At 59.0% G+C, this 17598-nt stretch carries 17 protein-coding genes and 3 pseudogenes; 8 read left to right on the top strand and 12 right to left on the bottom strand.

The window, feature by feature from the left end:
* Positions 1–10: 10 nt before the first annotated feature.
* The 4 genes from J6524_RS35370 to J6524_RS35355 form a co-directional block, all read right to left on the bottom strand.
* Positions 11–841 (bottom strand): ABC transporter permease, encoded by an 831-nt coding sequence (locus J6524_RS35370; RefSeq protein WP_225678509.1) that lies wholly within the window; start codon positions 839–841, stop codon positions 11–13.
* 5 nt (positions 842–846) lie between these two features.
* Complete coding sequence (locus J6524_RS35365) at positions 847–2097, bottom strand: ABC transporter permease (RefSeq protein WP_225678508.1); 1251 nt, start codon at positions 2095–2097, stop codon at positions 847–849.
* Positions 2098–2167: 70 nt separating this feature from the next.
* On the bottom strand, positions 2168–3196 hold the full coding sequence (locus J6524_RS35360) for an ABC transporter substrate-binding protein (RefSeq protein WP_225678525.1): 1029 nt from the start codon (positions 3194–3196) through the stop codon (positions 2168–2170).
* A gap of 108 nt (positions 3197–3304) precedes the next feature.
* A complete protein-coding gene (locus J6524_RS35355; RefSeq protein WP_225678524.1) occupies positions 3305–4399 on the bottom strand; it encodes an ABC transporter ATP-binding protein in 1095 nt (364 codons plus the stop codon).
* A gap of 719 nt (positions 4400–5118) precedes the next feature.
* Here J6524_RS35355 and J6524_RS35350 point away from each other — a divergent pair.
* Positions 5119–5757 carry a GntR family transcriptional regulator gene (locus J6524_RS35350; RefSeq protein ID WP_225678507.1) on the top strand — a complete coding sequence of 213 codons (639 nt, stop codon included), beginning with the start codon at positions 5119–5121 and terminating at the stop codon, positions 5755–5757.
* A 313-nt stretch (positions 5758–6070) separates the two neighbouring features.
* Here J6524_RS35350 and J6524_RS35345 read toward each other — a convergent pair.
* Positions 6071–7418: pseudogene (locus J6524_RS35345) on the bottom strand (class-II fumarase/aspartase family protein).
* Positions 7419–7814: 396 nt separating this feature from the next.
* Between J6524_RS35345 and J6524_RS38115 the strand changes: the two are divergent.
* From J6524_RS38115 to J6524_RS38105, 3 genes are read left to right on the top strand one after another with little or no spacing between them, the layout of a single operon-like run.
* Positions 7815–8234 (top strand): FAD-dependent oxidoreductase, encoded by a 420-nt coding sequence (locus tag J6524_RS38115; RefSeq protein ID WP_376712120.1) that lies wholly within the window; start codon positions 7815–7817, stop codon positions 8232–8234.
* A complete protein-coding gene (locus tag J6524_RS38110; protein WP_376712122.1) occupies positions 8120–8455 on the top strand; it encodes an FAD-dependent oxidoreductase in 336 nt (111 codons plus the stop codon). Before J6524_RS38115 ends, J6524_RS38110 begins: the two co-directional genes overlap by 115 nt.
* Positions 8365–8676 carry an FAD-dependent oxidoreductase gene (locus tag J6524_RS38105; RefSeq protein WP_376712119.1) on the top strand — a complete coding sequence of 104 codons (312 nt, stop codon included), beginning with the start codon at positions 8365–8367 and terminating at the stop codon, positions 8674–8676. Before J6524_RS38110 ends, J6524_RS38105 begins: the two co-directional genes overlap by 91 nt.
* 539 nt (positions 8677–9215) lie before the next feature.
* Here J6524_RS38105 and J6524_RS35335 read toward each other — a convergent pair.
* The 5 genes from J6524_RS35335 to J6524_RS37770 form a co-directional block, all read right to left on the bottom strand.
* The gene (locus J6524_RS35335) at positions 9216–9644 is read right to left on the bottom strand and encodes a LysR family transcriptional regulator (protein WP_376712121.1); all 429 of its coding nucleotides are present in this window, start codon (positions 9642–9644) and stop codon (positions 9216–9218) included.
* Between the two features lie 232 nt (positions 9645–9876).
* The gene (locus J6524_RS35330) at positions 9877–11094 is read right to left on the bottom strand and encodes an NAD(P)/FAD-dependent oxidoreductase (RefSeq protein WP_225678523.1); all 1218 of its coding nucleotides are present in this window, start codon (positions 11092–11094) and stop codon (positions 9877–9879) included.
* Positions 11095–11108: 14 nt separating this feature from the next.
* The gene (locus J6524_RS35325; RefSeq protein ID WP_225678505.1) at positions 11109–11357 is read right to left on the bottom strand and encodes a hypothetical protein; all 249 of its coding nucleotides are present in this window, start codon (positions 11355–11357) and stop codon (positions 11109–11111) included.
* A 75-nt stretch (positions 11358–11432) separates the two neighbouring features.
* Positions 11433–11753: a Rieske 2Fe-2S domain-containing protein gene (locus J6524_RS35320; protein ID WP_225678504.1), complete on the bottom strand. Its 321-nt coding sequence runs from the start codon at positions 11751–11753 to the stop codon at positions 11433–11435.
* Positions 11754–11902: 149 nt separating this feature from the next.
* Positions 11903–12919 carry a sterol desaturase family protein gene (locus tag J6524_RS37770; RefSeq protein ID WP_225678503.1) on the bottom strand — a complete coding sequence of 339 codons (1017 nt, stop codon included), beginning with the start codon at positions 12917–12919 and terminating at the stop codon, positions 11903–11905.
* 768 nt (positions 12920–13687) lie between these two features.
* Between J6524_RS37770 and J6524_RS38300 the strand changes: the two genes are divergently transcribed.
* From J6524_RS38300 to J6524_RS38285, 4 genes are all read left to right on the top strand, one after another.
* The gene (locus J6524_RS38300; protein WP_512699580.1) at positions 13688–13999 is read left to right on the top strand and encodes a transposase; all 312 of its coding nucleotides are present in this window, start codon (positions 13688–13690) and stop codon (positions 13997–13999) included.
* Entirely contained in the window at positions 13926–14375 is a 450-nt protein-coding gene (locus tag J6524_RS38295; protein WP_512699579.1) for a transposase, read from the top strand. The genes J6524_RS38300 and J6524_RS38295 overlap by 74 nt, the downstream gene beginning before the upstream one ends.
* On the top strand, positions 14293–14586 hold the full coding sequence (locus tag J6524_RS38290) for a hypothetical protein (RefSeq protein WP_512699581.1): 294 nt from the start codon (positions 14293–14295) through the stop codon (positions 14584–14586). The genes J6524_RS38295 and J6524_RS38290 overlap by 83 nt, the downstream gene beginning before the upstream one ends.
* An 81-nt stretch (positions 14587–14667) precedes the next feature.
* A complete protein-coding gene (locus J6524_RS38285) occupies positions 14668–15021 on the top strand; it encodes a transposase (RefSeq protein ID WP_512699578.1) in 354 nt (117 codons plus the stop codon).
* 392 nt (positions 15022–15413) lie between these two features.
* Here the strand turns inward: J6524_RS38285 and J6524_RS35305 are convergent.
* Positions 15414–16241: pseudogene (locus J6524_RS35305) on the bottom strand (sugar phosphate isomerase/epimerase family protein).
* A 384-nt stretch (positions 16242–16625) separates the two neighbouring features.
* A pseudogene (locus J6524_RS35300) lies at positions 16626–17598 on the bottom strand (IS630 family transposase); the annotation flags it as partial.

Below are 17598 nucleotides of genomic sequence, written 5' to 3'. Positions count from 1 at the left end.
AGTCGACATGTCAGGTGTTGCGAATCCCGCGCAGGCGTTCCGAGCGCCGGCGCAGCAGCTCGACCGTGGTCAGCACGGCGATAGAGATGAGAATCAGCACCGTGGCGGCGGCGGTGATGGTCGGATTGATCTCCTCGCGAACGCCGGAGAACATAACCTTCGGCAAGGTGCGCTGCTCGGGCCCGGCCACGAAGAGGGCAATCACCACCTCATCGAAGGAGGAGATGAAAGCAAATAGCGCACCAGAGATCATGCCCGGCAGAATCAGCGGCAGAATGATTTTGAAGAAGACGGTAATTGGTGGCGCACCAAGCCCGGCTGCTGCGCGGGCCAGCGAGTAGTCAAAGCTTGTCAATGTTGCGGTGACGGTGATGACGACGAAAGGCGTGGCCAAGGTCGTGTGCGCCAGGATGAGCCCGGTGAAGGTGTTTAGCAGGCCCAAATCGGCATAAAAGAAATACATCCCGACTGCTGTGATCACGACGGGCACGATCAAGGGCGAGATCAGGAGGCTCATTACGGCAGTGCGGTAGGGAAATTTCGGCCGGCTGAGGCCTAGTGCGGCAAGTGTCCCCAGCACCGTCGAGAGTATCGTAACCGACACTGCAACGAAGATGGAAACATACAGTGCGCCCTGCCAGCGCTCGGTGAAAAAAAAATCGTGATACCAGCGCAAAGACAGCGCTGGCATTGGATACGTGAAGAATGGCACCGAATTAAACGACAGTGGAATGATCACAAGGATCGGAGCAACGAGGAATAGAAGTATAGCACCGCAGATCAGCCGGTGCAGATAATACCAGCCCTTCTCCAGCGGCGAGGCATAGACGGAAGCGGCCATCGTTCTCACCCCATCTTGACGCGATCGGCATCGACTAACTTGCCGAAGACATAGTAGAGCAACAGAGTAACTGTCAGCAGGATGGCCCCAAGAGCCGAAGCCATGCCCCAGTTGAGCTCCTCATTGGTGTAGCGGGCAACGAAGTAGCTGATCATCTGATCTCTTGGTCCGCCCACCAGGGCGGGGGTGATATAGTAGCCGAGGCACAAGATAAAGGTCAGCAAACCGCCCGCGGAGATCCCCGGTAAAGTTAGGGGAAAGTAGACCTTCCAGAAGGCGTAGAACGGCCCAGCACCGAGCGAGCGAGCGGCGCTGACAAGGCTCGGCGAGATCGTTTTCATCACACTGTAAATTGGAAGGAGCGTGAAGGGCAGCTGTATGTAGGTCATGGCCACAATTGTGCCTACCCGATTGTAGATGAGTTCAGCAGGCTGCGATATGAGGTGCAATGCCATCAAAACGTCGTTGACGACTCCATGCTGCTGCAGGAGCACAGCCCATGCCGTGGTGCGCACCAACAACGACGTCCAGAACGGCAGCATGACCATCATCAGCAGCAGGTTGCTGGTCTTCAGCGGCAACGTCGCGAGCAGATGAGCTACCGGGAAGCCCAATATGAGAGTCGCAAGCGTCACGCTAACACTGATTTCGAGCGTGCGCATGAAGATGTCGCGGAAAATGGCGTTCTCTGGCGGAGCGGTTACGATCTCGCTGTCAGCGCCATATTGATAATCGACCGAACGCAGCAAGTAATAGGCCGTATGAGCGGACGTTCCACGTTTGAGAAGGCTCCAGACCTCATGCTGCCCCCAGATCGGATTTATCTCGATCAGCGCGGTTTTATATGGGCCAACGGAGAGCATGCTTGCCTTGCGCGCGCTCGACATCACCTCACTGCGGGCTCCGGGAAGCTCATAATTCATTCGCTTGCCAATTGCGCCCGCAGTTCTCTGCGTCCAAGCCTGTTTGAGATCTTCCGCAAGAGCGGCATAGGCGCTCTCACCGGGAAGATCCTTGCCATCCCAGTCACTTAGCGCTGCCATGGTCCGTGGCATTAGCGTCAGCAGCGTATCATCGTAGACCGCATTAAACATCATGCGGCCGATCGGCATGACGAATGCAACCAGAATGAATAGCAGGAGCGGCAAGACGAGCGCGAAGGCCCTCAGCTTACGCCGGCGCTCGACCCGCTGCAGCTTGGTCCGCAGCGGCACGCGGTCGGCCTTGCCGGCCATTTGGACGGCCATCGTCGCCATCGGCTCCTCTCTCAGTTCATTTGCTCGGCCGAGGAGGGCCGGAGCTCCTCCTCGCGGCATCTGTCTTGCCTTACTTCGCAATCCAGGCAGTGAAGCGCTGGCGCAGATCATCGCCTTTGTCACTCCAGAAATGTGCGTCGATCAGCAGTGCATTGTGCATGTTGTCGGGAGCGTTCGGCAGCCAGGGCAAGATCGCCGGATCCACGTGCGGGATCGCGTCCTTGTTGGTAGGCCCGTAGGCGATGTAGCGGGTCTTGTCTGCCTGTTGCGCCGGCGATGCCGCGAAGGCGATGAACTTGTAGGCCTCGTCCAGGCGCGAAGTGCCCTTCGGAATTACCCATGAATTCCAGCCAAGTTCCTGCGTAGCCCACACGAACTCGAAACTCTTGCCGGAATTCTTAATCGCATCGTAGATCCGGCCGTTCCAACCCGAGGTCATCACAACCTGACCGTCCGCAAGAAGCTGCGGCGCCTGGGCACCAGTCTGCCACCAGATGACGTCTTTCTTGATTGTATCCAATTTCTTGAAGGCACGATCGACGCCTTGGGGCGTGCCGAGAATCTTGTAGACGTCTTTGACGGGCACGCCGTCCGCGATTAGCGCCCATTCAAGATTGCCGAACGGGCTCCTAAGCAGTCCGCGCTTGCCGGGAAACTTTTGGGTGTCGAACAGATCTGCAAGGGTTTTCGGGCCGTTTGATAGCTTGATCTTGTCATAGGCGAGTACCGTGGCATAGAAATCGTCCGGCACAGCGCAGTCATTGTCGTCGCCCTCCACGAATTTGGATCGGTCGAGACCCAACCTTTTCCAGTCTATCCTCTCGATAATGCCTTCGGCGCACATTTGCGCCGCTGTCGTCGCGTCGGTTTTGACTACGTCCCAGCTCACACTCTTGGAGTCGACCATGGCGCGGATCTTGGCGACCTCGCCATTGTACTCCCCTTCGGTGATCTTGATGCCGGTCTTCTTGGCGAAAGGTTCGAAGTAGGCCTTGCGCTCACTCATCTGGGCAGCCCCGCCAAAGGATGTGATCGTGAGCTGATCACCTGCAAAGGCGGGCTCCGCCTGCGCAAGAATCACAATTGCCAAGCCGGTCATGGCCAAGGCGTTCGCAATTATCAGTGACTTCCTCATCGGCTACTCTCTCCCTGCTATATGAGACTAAGAACGGAGGCGGTATTCAAATCTATCCGGCGGAGTCTTGAATTACGGAGCGTCCAGTGCCCGACAATCTTCCATTTTCCAGCCGATCGTGATCGCTGCACCCGGCTCGACCTGAACCGCACCGTCCGAATTCGGCAGCTTGACTACAAAATCATCATGGCCGCAGACCGAGACCCGGGTGCGCACATGGTCGCCGAGATAGATCACTTCTGCGACCCGCGCATCGAAGACGTTCGGCAGTGAGCCTGGCGAAGGATTCAGCTTCACACGTTCCGGACGCAGCGACAGCACCGTCGGTCGGCCAACCGCCTCGACATTGATCGCCAGCGCCCGCACGTTGCCCGCACCAGGAATTTCCACTTCGCAGGTCGTGCCATTCAGCGCCACGACCTTCCCGCTCAGTTGGTTGTTTTCGCCTATGAACTGGGCAACGAACGCATTGCGTGGCTGTTCGTACAGCTCGGCGGGCCCCGCGAGCTGCTGAATGACACCGTCGTTGAACACCGCAATGCGGTCGGACATGGTCAGCGCTTCGCTCTGGTCATGCGTCACATAGACCACAGTAACTCCGAGATCTTCATGAATATGTTTGATCTCAAGCTGCATCTGCTCGCGCAGCTGCTTGTCCAGCGCGCCCAGCGGCTCGTCCATCAGCACAAGCTTCGGATCGAAGACGAGCGCTCGGGCAAGTGCGACGCGCTGTTGCTGGCCGCCGGAAAGCTGTCCGGGACGACGCTTGGCGTAGGCGCCAAGCCGAACCATATCGAGCGCCCGCTTTATTCTGGCCTCGATATCGGTCTTGCCGAGCTTGCGGACCTTGAGCGGGAAGGCCAGATTCTCCTCAACGGTCATATGTGGAAACAGCGCATAGTTTTGAAACACCATGCCGATGTTTCGCTTGTGCGGGGGCATGTTATCGATCGAGCGCCCCTCCAGAAGAATCCAGCCCTGCGTGGGCGCCTCGAAGCCGGCGAGCATCATGAGCGTCGTCGTCTTGCCGGAGCCGGATGGCCCGAGTAGGGTCAGAAACTCCCCCTTGGCGATGTCTATGTTGAGATTCTTAACGACCAGCGTTTCCCCGTCGTAAGTCTTCTGCACGTCGGAAAACTTCACAAAGGCATTGTTCGTGGCTGGCATCTCGTTTCTCCTCCCCTCGCGCCGGTTTAGCGTCGCGCCGATCACTAGATCACAATGTGCTTCTTGAGGACGTGCAGCGACGGCTGACCAAACGGCTCATAGTTTCCTACCTTGCGTATTTTTGACTCTGGGACCTTTGCGGTCGTCCTACTTCTTCTTTTAAACGCAAATAGTATTGGCTGCTCCTACTGAATTTCGCCGATATGCGGCCTTGGCTAGGCGAAATTCTGCGCTTTTGGATCGAATGCGACAGTTTTCTTTCGTCGACGACCTGCGCCGATGCGAGCAACATCTCTGACAGCGACTGAAACGGCACGTTGGGACGGCCGCTGGGATCTTGGTGTCTGAGCTATCGACGCAGCGGCGGCGCCTCTGAGAGGCGGCGGTAGGGTAACCATCACCTGGACCCGCACGAAGCCGCGAAGCCGCACTGGGCACGCGGAGTTTTCCCGACCCGTTCAGGATATGTGGCATGGTCGTCTGGTCGGGCCAGGCAGATTTCGCGCTCCAAGGGTCCGGCGGTGATCAGGCAGACGGCGCGCGCGGACGGCAAAGATTTTGGATTGAGTGTTCGCCCATCAAAGCCTTCTCGCCTCGTTAGTGCGCCCGCGATGAATTTAATACTGACTTATCGTTTAGGTATATTTTTCATCCTTTGTCCGATGCCGCTTCTAATTTTTCGTAGGTGTTCTAGAACGAGATCAATGGAGGGAAGTCGCTTGCCGACGCATTGGGCCGTTGTCGCGAAATTGGTGGAAGAACGGATCGTCAGCGGTGAATGCCCGGTCGGCTCCGTTATTCCGACGGAGCTGGAGCTTACCGAGCAGTTCGACGTCAGCTGGTCCACCATTCGAGCGGCCCTGAGGGAGTTGCAGCAGGCCGGAATGGTTTCTCGCCGCTGCAATGCCGGAACTAGGGCTGCACGGCCTTCGGTTGGTCCCGCCAGCTTTAACCAGACCTTGGCCGATATCGAGGATGTGGTCCAATACGCCGCCAAGACCGAGCGACGGGTACAGGAGATCGAAAATGAGACGGTAGATGACCCTACTCTACTCGAATCGCTCGTGGGCCAGGCTTGTTTTCGCGTGTCGAGTGTTCGTCTGTCCGCAGTCAATTCTGCTCCCCCGCTGTGTTGGACGGACGTTTATGTTAGTCCAACATTCGCCCCTCTCGTGCGAGAAAAGATCCGTGGCTATCGAGGACTTATCAGCAATCTTATCGAAGAGTTCACCGGCTATCAGACGATCGAAATACAGCAGCGGATCATCGCGACGGGGTACCAAAGCGGATCGCCAAGCTTCTTTGCACAGAGCCGGAATCCGACGCGATCGAGATTGTTCGCGTCTATCGCGACGTAAAGGGACGAGCCTTCATCGCAAGTCGCAGCATCCACCCCGCCGACCGTTTTGAAAGCCGCTTGCAGCGACCGCGCTCCGCCAAAAGTCTTCTCGCCAGGAGGTGAGGGTTGCGCAAGCTGCATACGGTTCATCCGTCGGCTGGTCGAGCGGAGCTCCTCCTTTTTGGTCTTATGGCGGATTCGAGCCTCGCGCTGTTGCTTTTTCGGAAATTACTACTGAACAGACGCCTCGTAGATGGTGCGCTCCATTGACGGAGGTGCTTGCGGTAGCGACGTTTCTCTTTGCAAATTTCTCCCTTTGATCTTTACTGCGCCTACGTGGGTACCTTCGCGTCTCGCTTCATATACAGCACGCGATCGACCATTTGTCTGGACCGCCCGAGATAGTTGACGGGATCGCAATGACGTTCCACCGCCTCGGCGCTGCCCAGCGCGTCGACAAGTTCAGGCAAGGCAAGTAGGACGTCGTGCAATCGGCTTCCACGCTCGCGTGCCTCACGACAAGCCGCATAGACGAGGTCGTGCGCGCTGCCTACCAAGCTTTCTTGCAGCAGCCATCATCACCGCTTTGGAAACGATTAGCCGTGATGTAAGGTCCAAATTCTCACGCATCCGCTTGGTGTCCACGGAAAGTCCGTCGATCATAATAATCACGTGCGAGCAGGCCGCAGCCGTAAGAATAAAGCTTTCCGGCGGGGCTATCCATTCGAGAAGCCAGGGTCCGGTCGCGCGCTCGAAATCCTGCACCATCGCGTCGAGAAATTAGCCCGACATGCTGCCGCACGGCTTTTGAGATTGCCACAACCAGTTCGCAGGAGATCGGATTGCGCTTTTGGGGCATCCTGCTCGACGCGCCGCGCCCCTACAAACGGCTCGGCGACTTCACCGAACTCGGTCGAAATCATCAACATCACGTCGGTCGCGACCTTCGCCAGCCATCCCGTAATCAGTCCAAGCAGGCCGACGATCTCGGCCACGTTGTCCCGCGCTGCGTGCAAGTAAAGGCCGGTTGCACCAGACCGAGATCCTCGCAAAGTGCCGCCTGGACCTCAAACCCACCATCGCCAAGCGAGGCGAGAGTGCCGGCAGCACCGGAAAGCGAACCGACAGGCACGGGCGCGCGGAGATCGGTCAGACGATCCAGATGACGACCAACCATCGAGAGCCAGACAGCGACCTTGTACCCGAACGTTATTGGAAGCGCCTGTTGGAGATGCGTACGCCCCGCCATCGGAGTGTCGCGGCGACGCGCTGCTAGCCTCGTCATCTTCTGCCTGATAGCCAGAAGCTTCTGTTCCAGGAGCTCAATGGCGAGCCTAATCTGCAGAACACTAGCAGTATCTATGATGGCCTGAGTAGTCGCGCCCCAATGCACGAAGCAGTCGGCATCGCCCGCCTGCTCGGCGAGTTGATGAACAATGTCCAGGATCGGATAGCCGACATTGTCGGTTTCGCGCTGCAGTCCCTCGAAGTCGCCTGACAACCGCCGACGGCATCCTCAATGGCGGCAGCTGCTTGAGGCGGAACGATTCCAACCTTCGCTTTAGCTCGCCCGAGAGCGCCCTCGACTTGCAAATACCGCTGAACCAGGCCCGTGTCGGAGAAGATGTCGCGCATTTCATCGTCGCCAAACATGTTGCGGAAGACGGCAGAGTTCAGCATGCGCTTGCCCTTCAGGTTACGATGAAAATGGCGCGGGCGCCTCGTTGGGACGCAACGCGAGCTCCCGGCGAACGCGTCCAAAATTTCCGCGACCTACGCTATCTGCTCACGCGTGACGTCGTAGGTTGAGCTCGATCCGATGCCCGATTTTCCAGAATTTTGCCTTCGCCCGGAAAGTTCGGCAGCACGCGCGTCGCCCGCCAGTCGCAGAAGATCTCCGGCGCGCCCAAAGTGGTGCAGGTGGGCGAAATGCGAGTTGCCGTATTTCGATCGGACAATGGCTTTTACACGATCAGCGGGCCTGTTTCAATATCCGGACCGGAAAAGCACTGGACGAAACAGCAGAAGTAGAGGTGGCGACGTATCCAACACGCGTCGAGCGCGGCATCGTTCAGGTTGATCTGTGACACACGCACCCTAATAGTCGGGGCCGGCCAATCCGGTCGCCGTACGGCCGAGCTGTTAGGTCGCCTTGATTGCGAGCGAAATATCTTGCTCATCGGCAACGAAGACGAACTGCCTAACGATCGGCCGCCGCTCTCGAAGGAACTTCTGCTCGGCGAAGAGCGGCCTCGTGGGCTGATGCAACGTACCCACGATGCCTTCGTAAAGCAGCGCATTGACCTTCGTCTCGGCACCCGTATAGCTCGACTCAATGTCCAGGCGGCGCATGTCGAAACGCAGGCTGGTGATCTCATCCCATACGATTCGTTAGTTATCGCTACCGGCGCGCGAGCGCGCGCACGCTGCCTCTCGCTAGCGCGCATAATCCACGCGTGCTCACATTCCGCAGCCTTGCCGATGCCCGAGCTCTGAGGGGACGACTCCGGCCGGGGGCGCGTCTAGCTGTTATGGGGGGCCTTATTGGGCTTGAGGTTGCCGCTGCTGCGACGAAACTAGGCTGTTGCGTCACGGTGCTGGAGATGTCGGAGCGCGTCATGGCACGATGGGTGCCGTCCATGATTGGCGCTCGCATAGAGAGCTGGTATCGGCTGCCGGCGTTCGGATCCGGTTGGCCTGCCCAGTACGCGATGTAAGACCGGAGCGGCATTGCTTGCGCATCGCTACGGATGGGGACGAACTTGAAGTCGACGTCCTTCTCGTTGCCATTAGTGCTGTTCCTAATACCGAGCTCGCGCGCGAAGCGGGCATTGCCGTACAGGACGGCATTCTCGCTGACGAGTGTGAGCGCACCTCGATGGCATCGATCTTCGCAGCCGGGGAAGTCGCTCGTGTCCCCCAGTCAGGCGGCCACTAAAAGCGGTTTGAGACCTGGTAGGTCGCACAGTACCAGCCAATCGCTGGTGGCGCATGCAGTCTGCGGGGTCGACAAGCCTTATGTCGAGCTATCTTGGCATTGGACCGACCAATACAAAGCATAACATCCAGATCTTAGGGGACTGTGGCGTGGGACTGGAGTGGCTCGAGCGTGAGAACTCCGAGGGCCGCTTAGCAGCACTGGGTATCGACCCCGATGGACGCCTCCAAGGCCATTCTCCTAGACAACGGACGTGAGGTAACGCCGCTGCGTCGACTCATCGAAGCGAACCGTCCAATAACGCGGGAGCGACTACTCGACGCGTCGCTTCCATTTAAGCAGCTCTGCGTTGAGATTGCATCTTAAGCATCGTTGCCTTGGAAAGGGATGCCAGCTTAGTCCAGCGCCCAGCTGTACACGAAATCTTCGAGATGTGTGACGAACCCGCCCCCCAGCTCGGCTTGATTGCGGACCGGATCTTCGTGGCATAGGTCTCAGACGCATAGATGCTGAGTGTGTGGTCGGTCAATTTGGAAGGATCAGCCGTCCCCACTTCGGCCGATCGAGGATAGTCGCAGTATCCGCCTCTCTGCCTGACAACGAAAACGTGCAGGGAAGCGGCACGAGATGAACGATGAGTCCTGGATGTTTGGCCGCCAGCGCTCCCAAGCGGTCGACGAGAAAGTCGCTTCCTTAGCCATCCGATGCCCCGAGGCGCACCGTGCCAGTCGGTCGCTTCGGTGGTCGCTTGCGATGCTTGGGCCTACTTTGAGAAACTCGCTCTCGGCGCGTTCAGCCGACGCGATCAGGTCCTCGCCTGCCACCGTGAGCGCGCAACGAGCGGAGTGACGCTCTAGCAGCTTGACAATAAGACTCTCCTCCAACGCGGCGAGTTGGCGAGCAACAGTCGCATGGTTCAGCCGCAACTGCTTTGCTGCTTCGAGGATCTGCCCAGCTCGGGCCGACACTTCCAGGAATATCCGAACCCGTTCCAATCCATGGACTACAGTTTCCGCACAGAGCCGCAAATTCGGCGTTGATGTACAAAACTATTCACTCACTGGACGCCTTCAAGGAACCGATCAGGGCGCAAACCATGTCCACGACGATTTTGAGGTTTCATGAAGCCGCGCACAGCGTTGCTTCAAGCCAGCGAAGGAATTCTTTGTCGCTCCCGCCTACGCAACGGAAGACTCGATGCTAAATCAATAGAGATTTGATATTAACCGCCGGATTTGCGAGCGCCTCAGCCTTGGGAGCAAGCCCTCTGACGATCATTATCTCGGCTAAACGTATTTCCTTGGCGATCGCACCCAGGCTGCCGAAGGCGCATGCGGCGACCAGGCGTCCATCGGCGGCCAGGTAAAAGAAGAGGTGGCCCTTCGCGCCAAGGTTCCTGGCTACCGGGACGTTCTCTTCACGACAGAGACCGGCGATTTGGAGCGTCTCGTCGTATTGATCTGACCAAAACCACGGGACGTTCTCGTAGGGGCGGTTCGCACCCAGCATGTTGGCTGCGGCCGCCGCACCCTGTTGCCACGCGTTGCGCCATGCCTCCAGCCTCATCCGCGCGCCGTAGAGGCGATGCGGGAACGAACAGCAGTCGCCTGCCGCGAAGACGTGCGGATCCGAGGTAGTCAGCGTCTCATCCAGCGCGATGCCGTTGTCGACGGCCAATCCAGCCGCTTGCGCGAGTTCGACGTTTGGCACGACGCCGATCCCAACGAGCACCAGATCGGCGAGGTGCGTGCGGCCGTCTGCCAGCACGACCTTGGAGCGTCCTTCATGCGCGTCGATACCCTCGACCATGGCCCCGCTCTCGATGCGCACGCCCGCACGCTCGTGCTTGGCCCTGATGAGTTCGGCCACGGGCGCTGGGACTGCCCGCGTCAGCAGACGCGGGCCCGCCTCGACCACAGTCACCGAAGCGCCTCTCGACACCGCACTCGCGGCAACTTCGAGCCCGATAAAGCCGCCGCCAATGACGACCACCTCGCACCCTCGCCTAATGATTTGGCGAATAGCCAACGCGTCCGCATATGTGCGCAGCGTCGCTATTCTGCTTTCCGGCGCGACCGGAACGCTCAATTTTCGAGGGCGGGCGCCGGTGGTCAGCAATAGTCGTTCGTAGGCCAGCTGTGCCCCGTCGGAGAGGGTGACGGTGTGTGCCGCGCGATCTATCCATTCGACATTCCGTCCTTGGAGATAATCGATTGCCAACTCTGCCAGGCGCTCGGGAGTGACGAGAAGCTTGGGTCCAGGATTCATCTCCTCGACCAGGATCGCCTTAGACAGCGGCGGTCGCTCATATGGCAACATGACTTCGTTGCCGATCAGGATGACTGGCCCCCGCCAGCCGCACTCGCGCAGGGCAACGGCTGCGGCCGTTCCGGCCTCGCCCGCCCCCACGATAACCATTGCGCGTTCGTCGCTCAAACGACCGAACCATGTTCGAGAGGTAGCGCCTCGAATCCCGCGTGCACATCGAAGTAGATCGGCCCACCAGCGTTCTGTGCCACCCTGATCCAGCCTTTCAGTAGCAATACCAGCCCAGTGCCGGACAGGGCGCGCGCGATCAGGGCGACGCGCGCGGGATCGACGCGTGACATGCTGCTGTCGTCAGATCCGGCTCTATTGATCATCGTCAGGTTATGTTTGATGGGGCGCTCGATGCGGTCCACCGTTCCATCGCCCAGAGTGGCTGCAGTACAATCAGGCCTTGCTTCGCCACAATGCTGTCCCCCGCTCTGGCCGGTTCAGATCTTAATAAAGACAGTGTTGCCCTCGACCTTGACCTCATAGCTGCGCAGGTCGATGCATGCCGGCGGCGCCTGTGACTCGCCGGTTCGGTAATCGAACGTTCCGAAGTGCTTAGGGCATTCGATAATGTAGCCATCGACGACGCCATCTGCGAGATGGACCTTCTCGTGGGAACAGTGGCCGTCGATCGCAAAGTAGTCGCCTTCCGGCGAGCGAGTAATCACAAATGTGCGCCCTTCGTGGTCGAAGCGAAGTGTCTCTTCGGACTCCAATGCATCGAGCGCGCACGCCGCCACCCACTCTCCTGCGGTAGTCAATGTGCCGTCCTCTGATTTAGGCCTGATGGCGTCCGCGTCGATGGTGAGGCATGATCTACGGCCACACCTAGCGCTGCCCTCGGCAGAAAGCCAGCTGTCGGCGTGCACTCAGCGCATGCGGAATGAAAGCGCATATACCAACCCGCCTTCTAATGATAATGCGAGACTGGGCGCGAGTACTTCTTAGCCTTCATCCGCTTGTACATCGCCTCGTCGGCCTCCGGCGAACCATCATGCGCCGTGCCGAGCCACTCGTCTAACGGGATCAGACGGTCGCCATAGTTTACCTCAAAGTACTTGTGGTGCAGGTAATGATTGTAGCCATCAGTGTCGATGAACTTCTCGTTGTCCGTCACGATCCGGTCGAATCCTAGATGGCCCCGCGCCGGTAGCAGCGCCTGAATCATAAGCCAGAGCATTGCGTGCAGCGGATGCGAGGGCACGACCAAATAGATCAGCACGCCGGAGAAGTAGATGATGTGCTCATACGTGTGCATCGACAGGCCGGACCAAGGACCCGGATTAACGTTCTTGTGATGGACCTTGTGGATGATGTGGTAGAGCGGTCGGAGATGGATCAGGCGGTGGATCAAATAGAAGTGCAACGACGCCCACATCGGCACGAGCAGCAACAGAGCGATGAAATAGACCGGATGTTGTCGAAGATCGACATAAGGGATGTAGCCATTGGCGAACATCCACCAAGTGAATACCTCATAGGCCGTCCACACCGGCACGCCGCTGCACATCGTCCAGAATACATTCTCGGCGGTCTGGCTTCCGAACACGAACACCGAATTGTCCGTGTCGGGCCATTTGGCATTGTACTTGAAGTCGGTCTGCTGGCGCCGCTGGATGTACAGCACCGTATGGAGGCTGCCATAGACGAGAATTGCCAGCGCCGCGTTGCGGATGAGGATGAGTATTACCCAGCCGGCGCCGACATCCCGCATCGTACTCAGTGAAGGTGTCAGATAGATCCACGCGACGAGCGAGACCGCGACAAAGACCGTAGTCCAGGGCCACAGATACCCAGGATAGCCGAACAGCCAGAGCAGGAATCGCTTCGGCTGGACTGGCCAGACGAAGACGGGAGGGCGCGTTGGCCTTTTGTTGGGCGTCCAGTTCCCCCTTTTGTCACGGGTGCCATATAGGGTTTCGTCCACGCGGCTCTCCAATGCGTTGCGGCAGCCTTGATCGGCGCGCAGGTGACGCCAATCAGATCGTGAATCTCGATCTTATTTCGTGCAAATGAACCGTGTCGTCGATTAAGTTCTGCGTTCGAAGGCTTTTCCTCGACGGATTCCAGCTGACAGGGCCTATAAGCACTCGCCCGGAGTAATCAGCGCCAACTTCTTGCCTTTGCGCGGTCAAAGTACCGCAATTCGATTCCAGCCTAGTGTCCTGAATCAAAAGTTCGATGGCGTGAACGTCTCGGTCACGCGACCGGCGATTCGGGTAGGCTCTTGCCTTTACGCTTCCGTTTGCCCTTGCGTTCCGAATCCTTCTTCCAAGCATCTTGCCCACGCTGCAGTCCCAAATAGAAGGCTTGGGTCGCGTTGCAGATTTCGAAAGCGAGTGGACGTTCTTCGTACACTCGCGACCCGCATCCCGCTAACACTGCGGCGCGCGGAAGATGTTGAATCGGTCTTGGCCAGTCAGCAAGAGAACAGGCGACGCTCAACGGCGCGCAAGCATCCGCGCAGGCGGGATATTGAATTCTGCAGAGACCCGGTAGCCGCGGAGAGACGCCATACGTCACCGCGGAATTCGAAACACATGCCCTAGATAACAGAGTCTGCTGCCGCAACGAAATCGCGTGTTACTGTCGCGCGGTCTGACGTCAGCGAAGCGCCGATTGTGTTGAAAAGACCCCTGTTGAAGCCGAAGGGGATCGCTGATTCATTCCCCCGTGTGGGTGGAGACTTGAATCGATGCAGGCGGCGCCGTTCTACGAGTTCTCGCTTGAACGACATGTTCCCGCCACTCACTTGCTGAGGGCGATCGACCGGTTCGCCGATTTGTCCGACGTCCGGCGGCACCTGGCGCCATTTTACAGCTCGACTGGCCGGCCTTCGATTGATCCCGAACTGCTCGTCCGGATGCTGCTGGTTGGCTACTGCTACGGCATTCGTTCCGAACGACGGCTGTGCGAGGAGGTGCACCTGAACCTTGCCTTACCGTTGGTTCTGTCGGCTCGGGCTTGGCGGCGAGGTGCCGGACCACTCGACTTTCTCCAAAAATAGGCATGGCCGCTTCCGCGATTGCGATCTGCTGCGCAAGTTGTTCGAGACCGTGGTTCGGCGCTGCGTGGCAGAAGGGTTGGTCGACGGGGCCGCTTTTGCGGTCAATGCCAGCCTGATTGCCGCTGATGCCAACAAGCAGCGTTCTGTCGCCGGGTTGATGAGGTTGATTGGGAGGCCATTGCCAGGACGCGCCGACCCGTCCGGGAATATCTCGACACCCTGGATGAGGCTGCCTTGGGCGCGGCGAGCGAAACGGTACCGAAGTTCATCTCGAAATCGGATCTGGCCGCGCAATGGACCGGCGCTCACAAAGGACATGCTTCTTCGCCTACGCCAACAACTACCTCATCGACCTGAAGGTCGCGATCATCGTTGACGTCGAGGCGACGCGAGCGATCCTGGCAGGCCGAGGTCGGCGCGGCACGTACAATGATCGAGCGGAGCGCCTTGAGCTCTGTCCCGAGCGCCTGGCCACCGATACCGCCTATGGCTCGGCGGAGATGCTGGGATGGCTAGTCAACGAGCGGGGGATCGAGCCGCACATTCCGGTGTTCGACAAGTCGGCCCGCGCGGATGGGATGTTCTGACGCGAAGACTTCGCCTACGATCAACAATGCGACGTTTATATCTGCCCGGCAGGCAAGGTGCTGACTTCCACGGGGACCCTGGTGAATGATGGAGCAACACTGCTTTATCGCGCCATCAAACATGGTTGCGACGCCTGCGAGCTTAAGCCACGTTGCTGTCCGAAGGTGCCCGCTCGCAAGATCCCACGTTCAGTCCACGAAAAGGCTCGAGACGTTGCGCGCGAAATCGCCAAGACTGATGCCTATGTCAGGTCCCGGTGCGAACGGAAGAAGATTGAGATGCTCTTCGCGCACCTCAAGCGCATCCTGCGCCTCGACCGTCTCAGCCTGAGAGGCCCGTTGGGCGCTCGAGACGAGTTCCTTCTGGCTGCCACGGCCCAGAAACTCCGGAAACTGGCAAAGCTGATCCCGCTGCCCACGCTCCAGCGCGCTTAAGCGCTGGTAAGCCTGCGCACGCCTCGCTTCTCCGCGCCATCCCTAACGGCACATTCGGTACTTCTTCAACACAATCCGCCAATACCGGACATTCGACTGTTTCCGGGAACGCGACGTTCTCGCGCATGCCCGGACTGAACTGGCTCTGGAGAGCGCGCTATGAGGCCACTCTTGCTCGTCGACAGCCGAACTAGTCCCGGTGATCTGATGCTAGCTGCAACCCAACCGCCGGAATACTCGATAACGGAAGTTTCCATTCAGGCACTGAGCTGTTTGTTTTCTTTTCGAGCACGCATCTACAAAGGATCAGCGGGCGCCCCGATTTGGCGCGTTATTTGGAGTTTTGCAGGCATGATCGCGAACGAGAGCACGCAATTGAGTGCCCGTTCGGTTCACGGCTCTTCAGCGATCCGGTCCCACAAGGCCCGGATCATGTTTTTCATGACCAGCGCGTCCTGCCAACGATCGGAAGCTCTTGGCCGTCTGGACCTGTGATGGCGTAAGGTGGCGGCCCCAGTTCACAGAGGAAAGTGAGAGTCGCGTCCGGTGCGGCGCGCCGCTTCCAGGAGTGCATCCCCTATTCCCACCACCGCATGAACAGAGACACCCAGTGCTTGTGCTGCGGAAAGCCAAGCGAGACCTGCACCTGCTCGCGACTCCCAATCCGGCCATGAATGCCCCAAGCATTGTCGGGAATGCGGTGGATCAGCGCGTGGTTGGTGTCATCGACTGGCCAGGCGAATTCTCGGCCGACCACATAATGCGAGAGATCAGCTGTCAGCCGCAGGAAGCAATCGAGAAGCTGGAGGGTGAAGAACAGATCGGTCGTCATGCGGTCGCGATGGGTCTCGACGTGCACCGCCACACCGGCCTCTTCCGCCAGCCGCCGCCAGCCTTCAAGTAGGGGAATACAAGCCTCCAGCCGCTGCGGACGAATATCCGGCTGCAGGTTGACGTGATCAGCGCCAAGCCGCCTCGAGCACCGGCTTTAATTCATCGACAGTCTTCGGATAGCACTGCGCCTGCCAGATCATGCCGTGCGATCTCAGGAAGCTTGTCGCCTCAGTCGCGAAGTCGGGATCGACGAAGCGCACGCCAGCGCCGTCAAACCCGGCATCGTGGATCATCGCGAGCTGGGTCTGCAAGGGCCATTCCGGAGCATCGGCCAGCCGCCGCTCCATCGCCCAGAGCGACTGCAGGACGCGCAGTTGTTGCACCATCGATCAGGCTCGCGCCGGCATGACCGCCGGCAGCCCGCCACCCGCGCAGTGTCGGAGGCTGTCGTCCTGACAGGTCTTCGGTCCGATCCAGATCGCGGCCCGGGTGCAGGCGGTAGCACATATGGTGTAACGGATGACCAGCACCGGGTCGTGACCGGCACCGGTTTGCAGCCGTAGCGATCCCCCAAAACTACGAACAGCGATTCGTCGAAACGGCCGCACTACGAAGCCAATGCCGAAGGTGAGGAACGACAACAGGGAACCGAAACAGCAGCGCAGCGACTATACCGTAGAGGAAGAAGTCGTACCATTCGAGCGCCGATCCACCGCTCGCGGCAAGGATCACGCGCGGGCAGGAGTTAGCGGCCGCGCCCGACTGCCATCCTAGTGGATCGAATCTAACAATTGGTGCCCTCGTTTGACGGTGGCCACGATTTTGTCTGGATCTGCGGTCCAAGTGAAGGGCTTTGGATCGTTGTTAGTTTCGTCGAGGAAGCGGTTGATGGCGGCCTTGAGTTCGCGGACTGATCGGAAGACGCCGCGTTTGAGGCGCCGTTTGGAGAGTTTGGCAAAGAAGCCTTCGACGGCATTGAGCCACGAGGACGAGGTGGGGGGTGAAGTGGAAGGTGAAACGCGGATGGCGATCGAGCCATTTGCGGACCTTCAGGTGCTTATGGGTCGCATAATTGTCGAGGATGACGTGGACGGCCCTTTTGGCGGGGACTTGAGCCTCGATCTGATTGAGGAAGCGAATGAACTCCTGATGCCGGCGCTTCTGCATACAGCGTCCGATGACCTTGCCTTCGAGCACGTCGAAGGCGGCAAACAGGGTCGTGCCGTTGCGCTTGTAGTCGTGGGTCATGGTGGCGGCGCGCCCCTTCTTGAGGGGCAGGCCCGGTTGGGTGCGGTCGAGCGCCTGGATTTGGCTCTTCTCGTCGACCGAGAGCACGATGGCATGGTCGGGCGGATCGACATAAAGCCCCACCACGTCATGCAGCTTCTCGACGAAGTTGGGATCGTTCGAGAGCTTGAACTGCCGGATACGATGCGGTTGCAGCCCGTGCGCCCGCCAGATGCGCTGCACCGAGCTGGCGCTGATGCCGGCCTTCTTAACCATCAAGGTCGCGGTCCAGTGCGTGGCTTCGACGGGCGCCTGCGTGAGAGCCACTACGCGGGCTGCAACGTCCGCTCCGAGCGGCGGAATGCGCGAGGGACGTGTCTTGTCGCGCAGCAGGCCCTCGAAACCCCTCCTGCATGAAACGTTCCTGCCAGCGCCAGACGCAGGTCTTGGACTTGCCGGTCCGCTGCATGCCGAACCCGTCCACGCTCAACAAGACAATCTCGGCCCGCCAGACCT

Source organism: Bradyrhizobium hereditatis, from assembly GCF_020329435.1.
In the GTDB taxonomy this organism is placed as follows: domain Bacteria; phylum Pseudomonadota; class Alphaproteobacteria; order Rhizobiales; family Xanthobacteraceae; genus Bradyrhizobium; species Bradyrhizobium hereditatis.
This window is presented reverse-complemented; position numbering and strand designations above follow the sequence as displayed.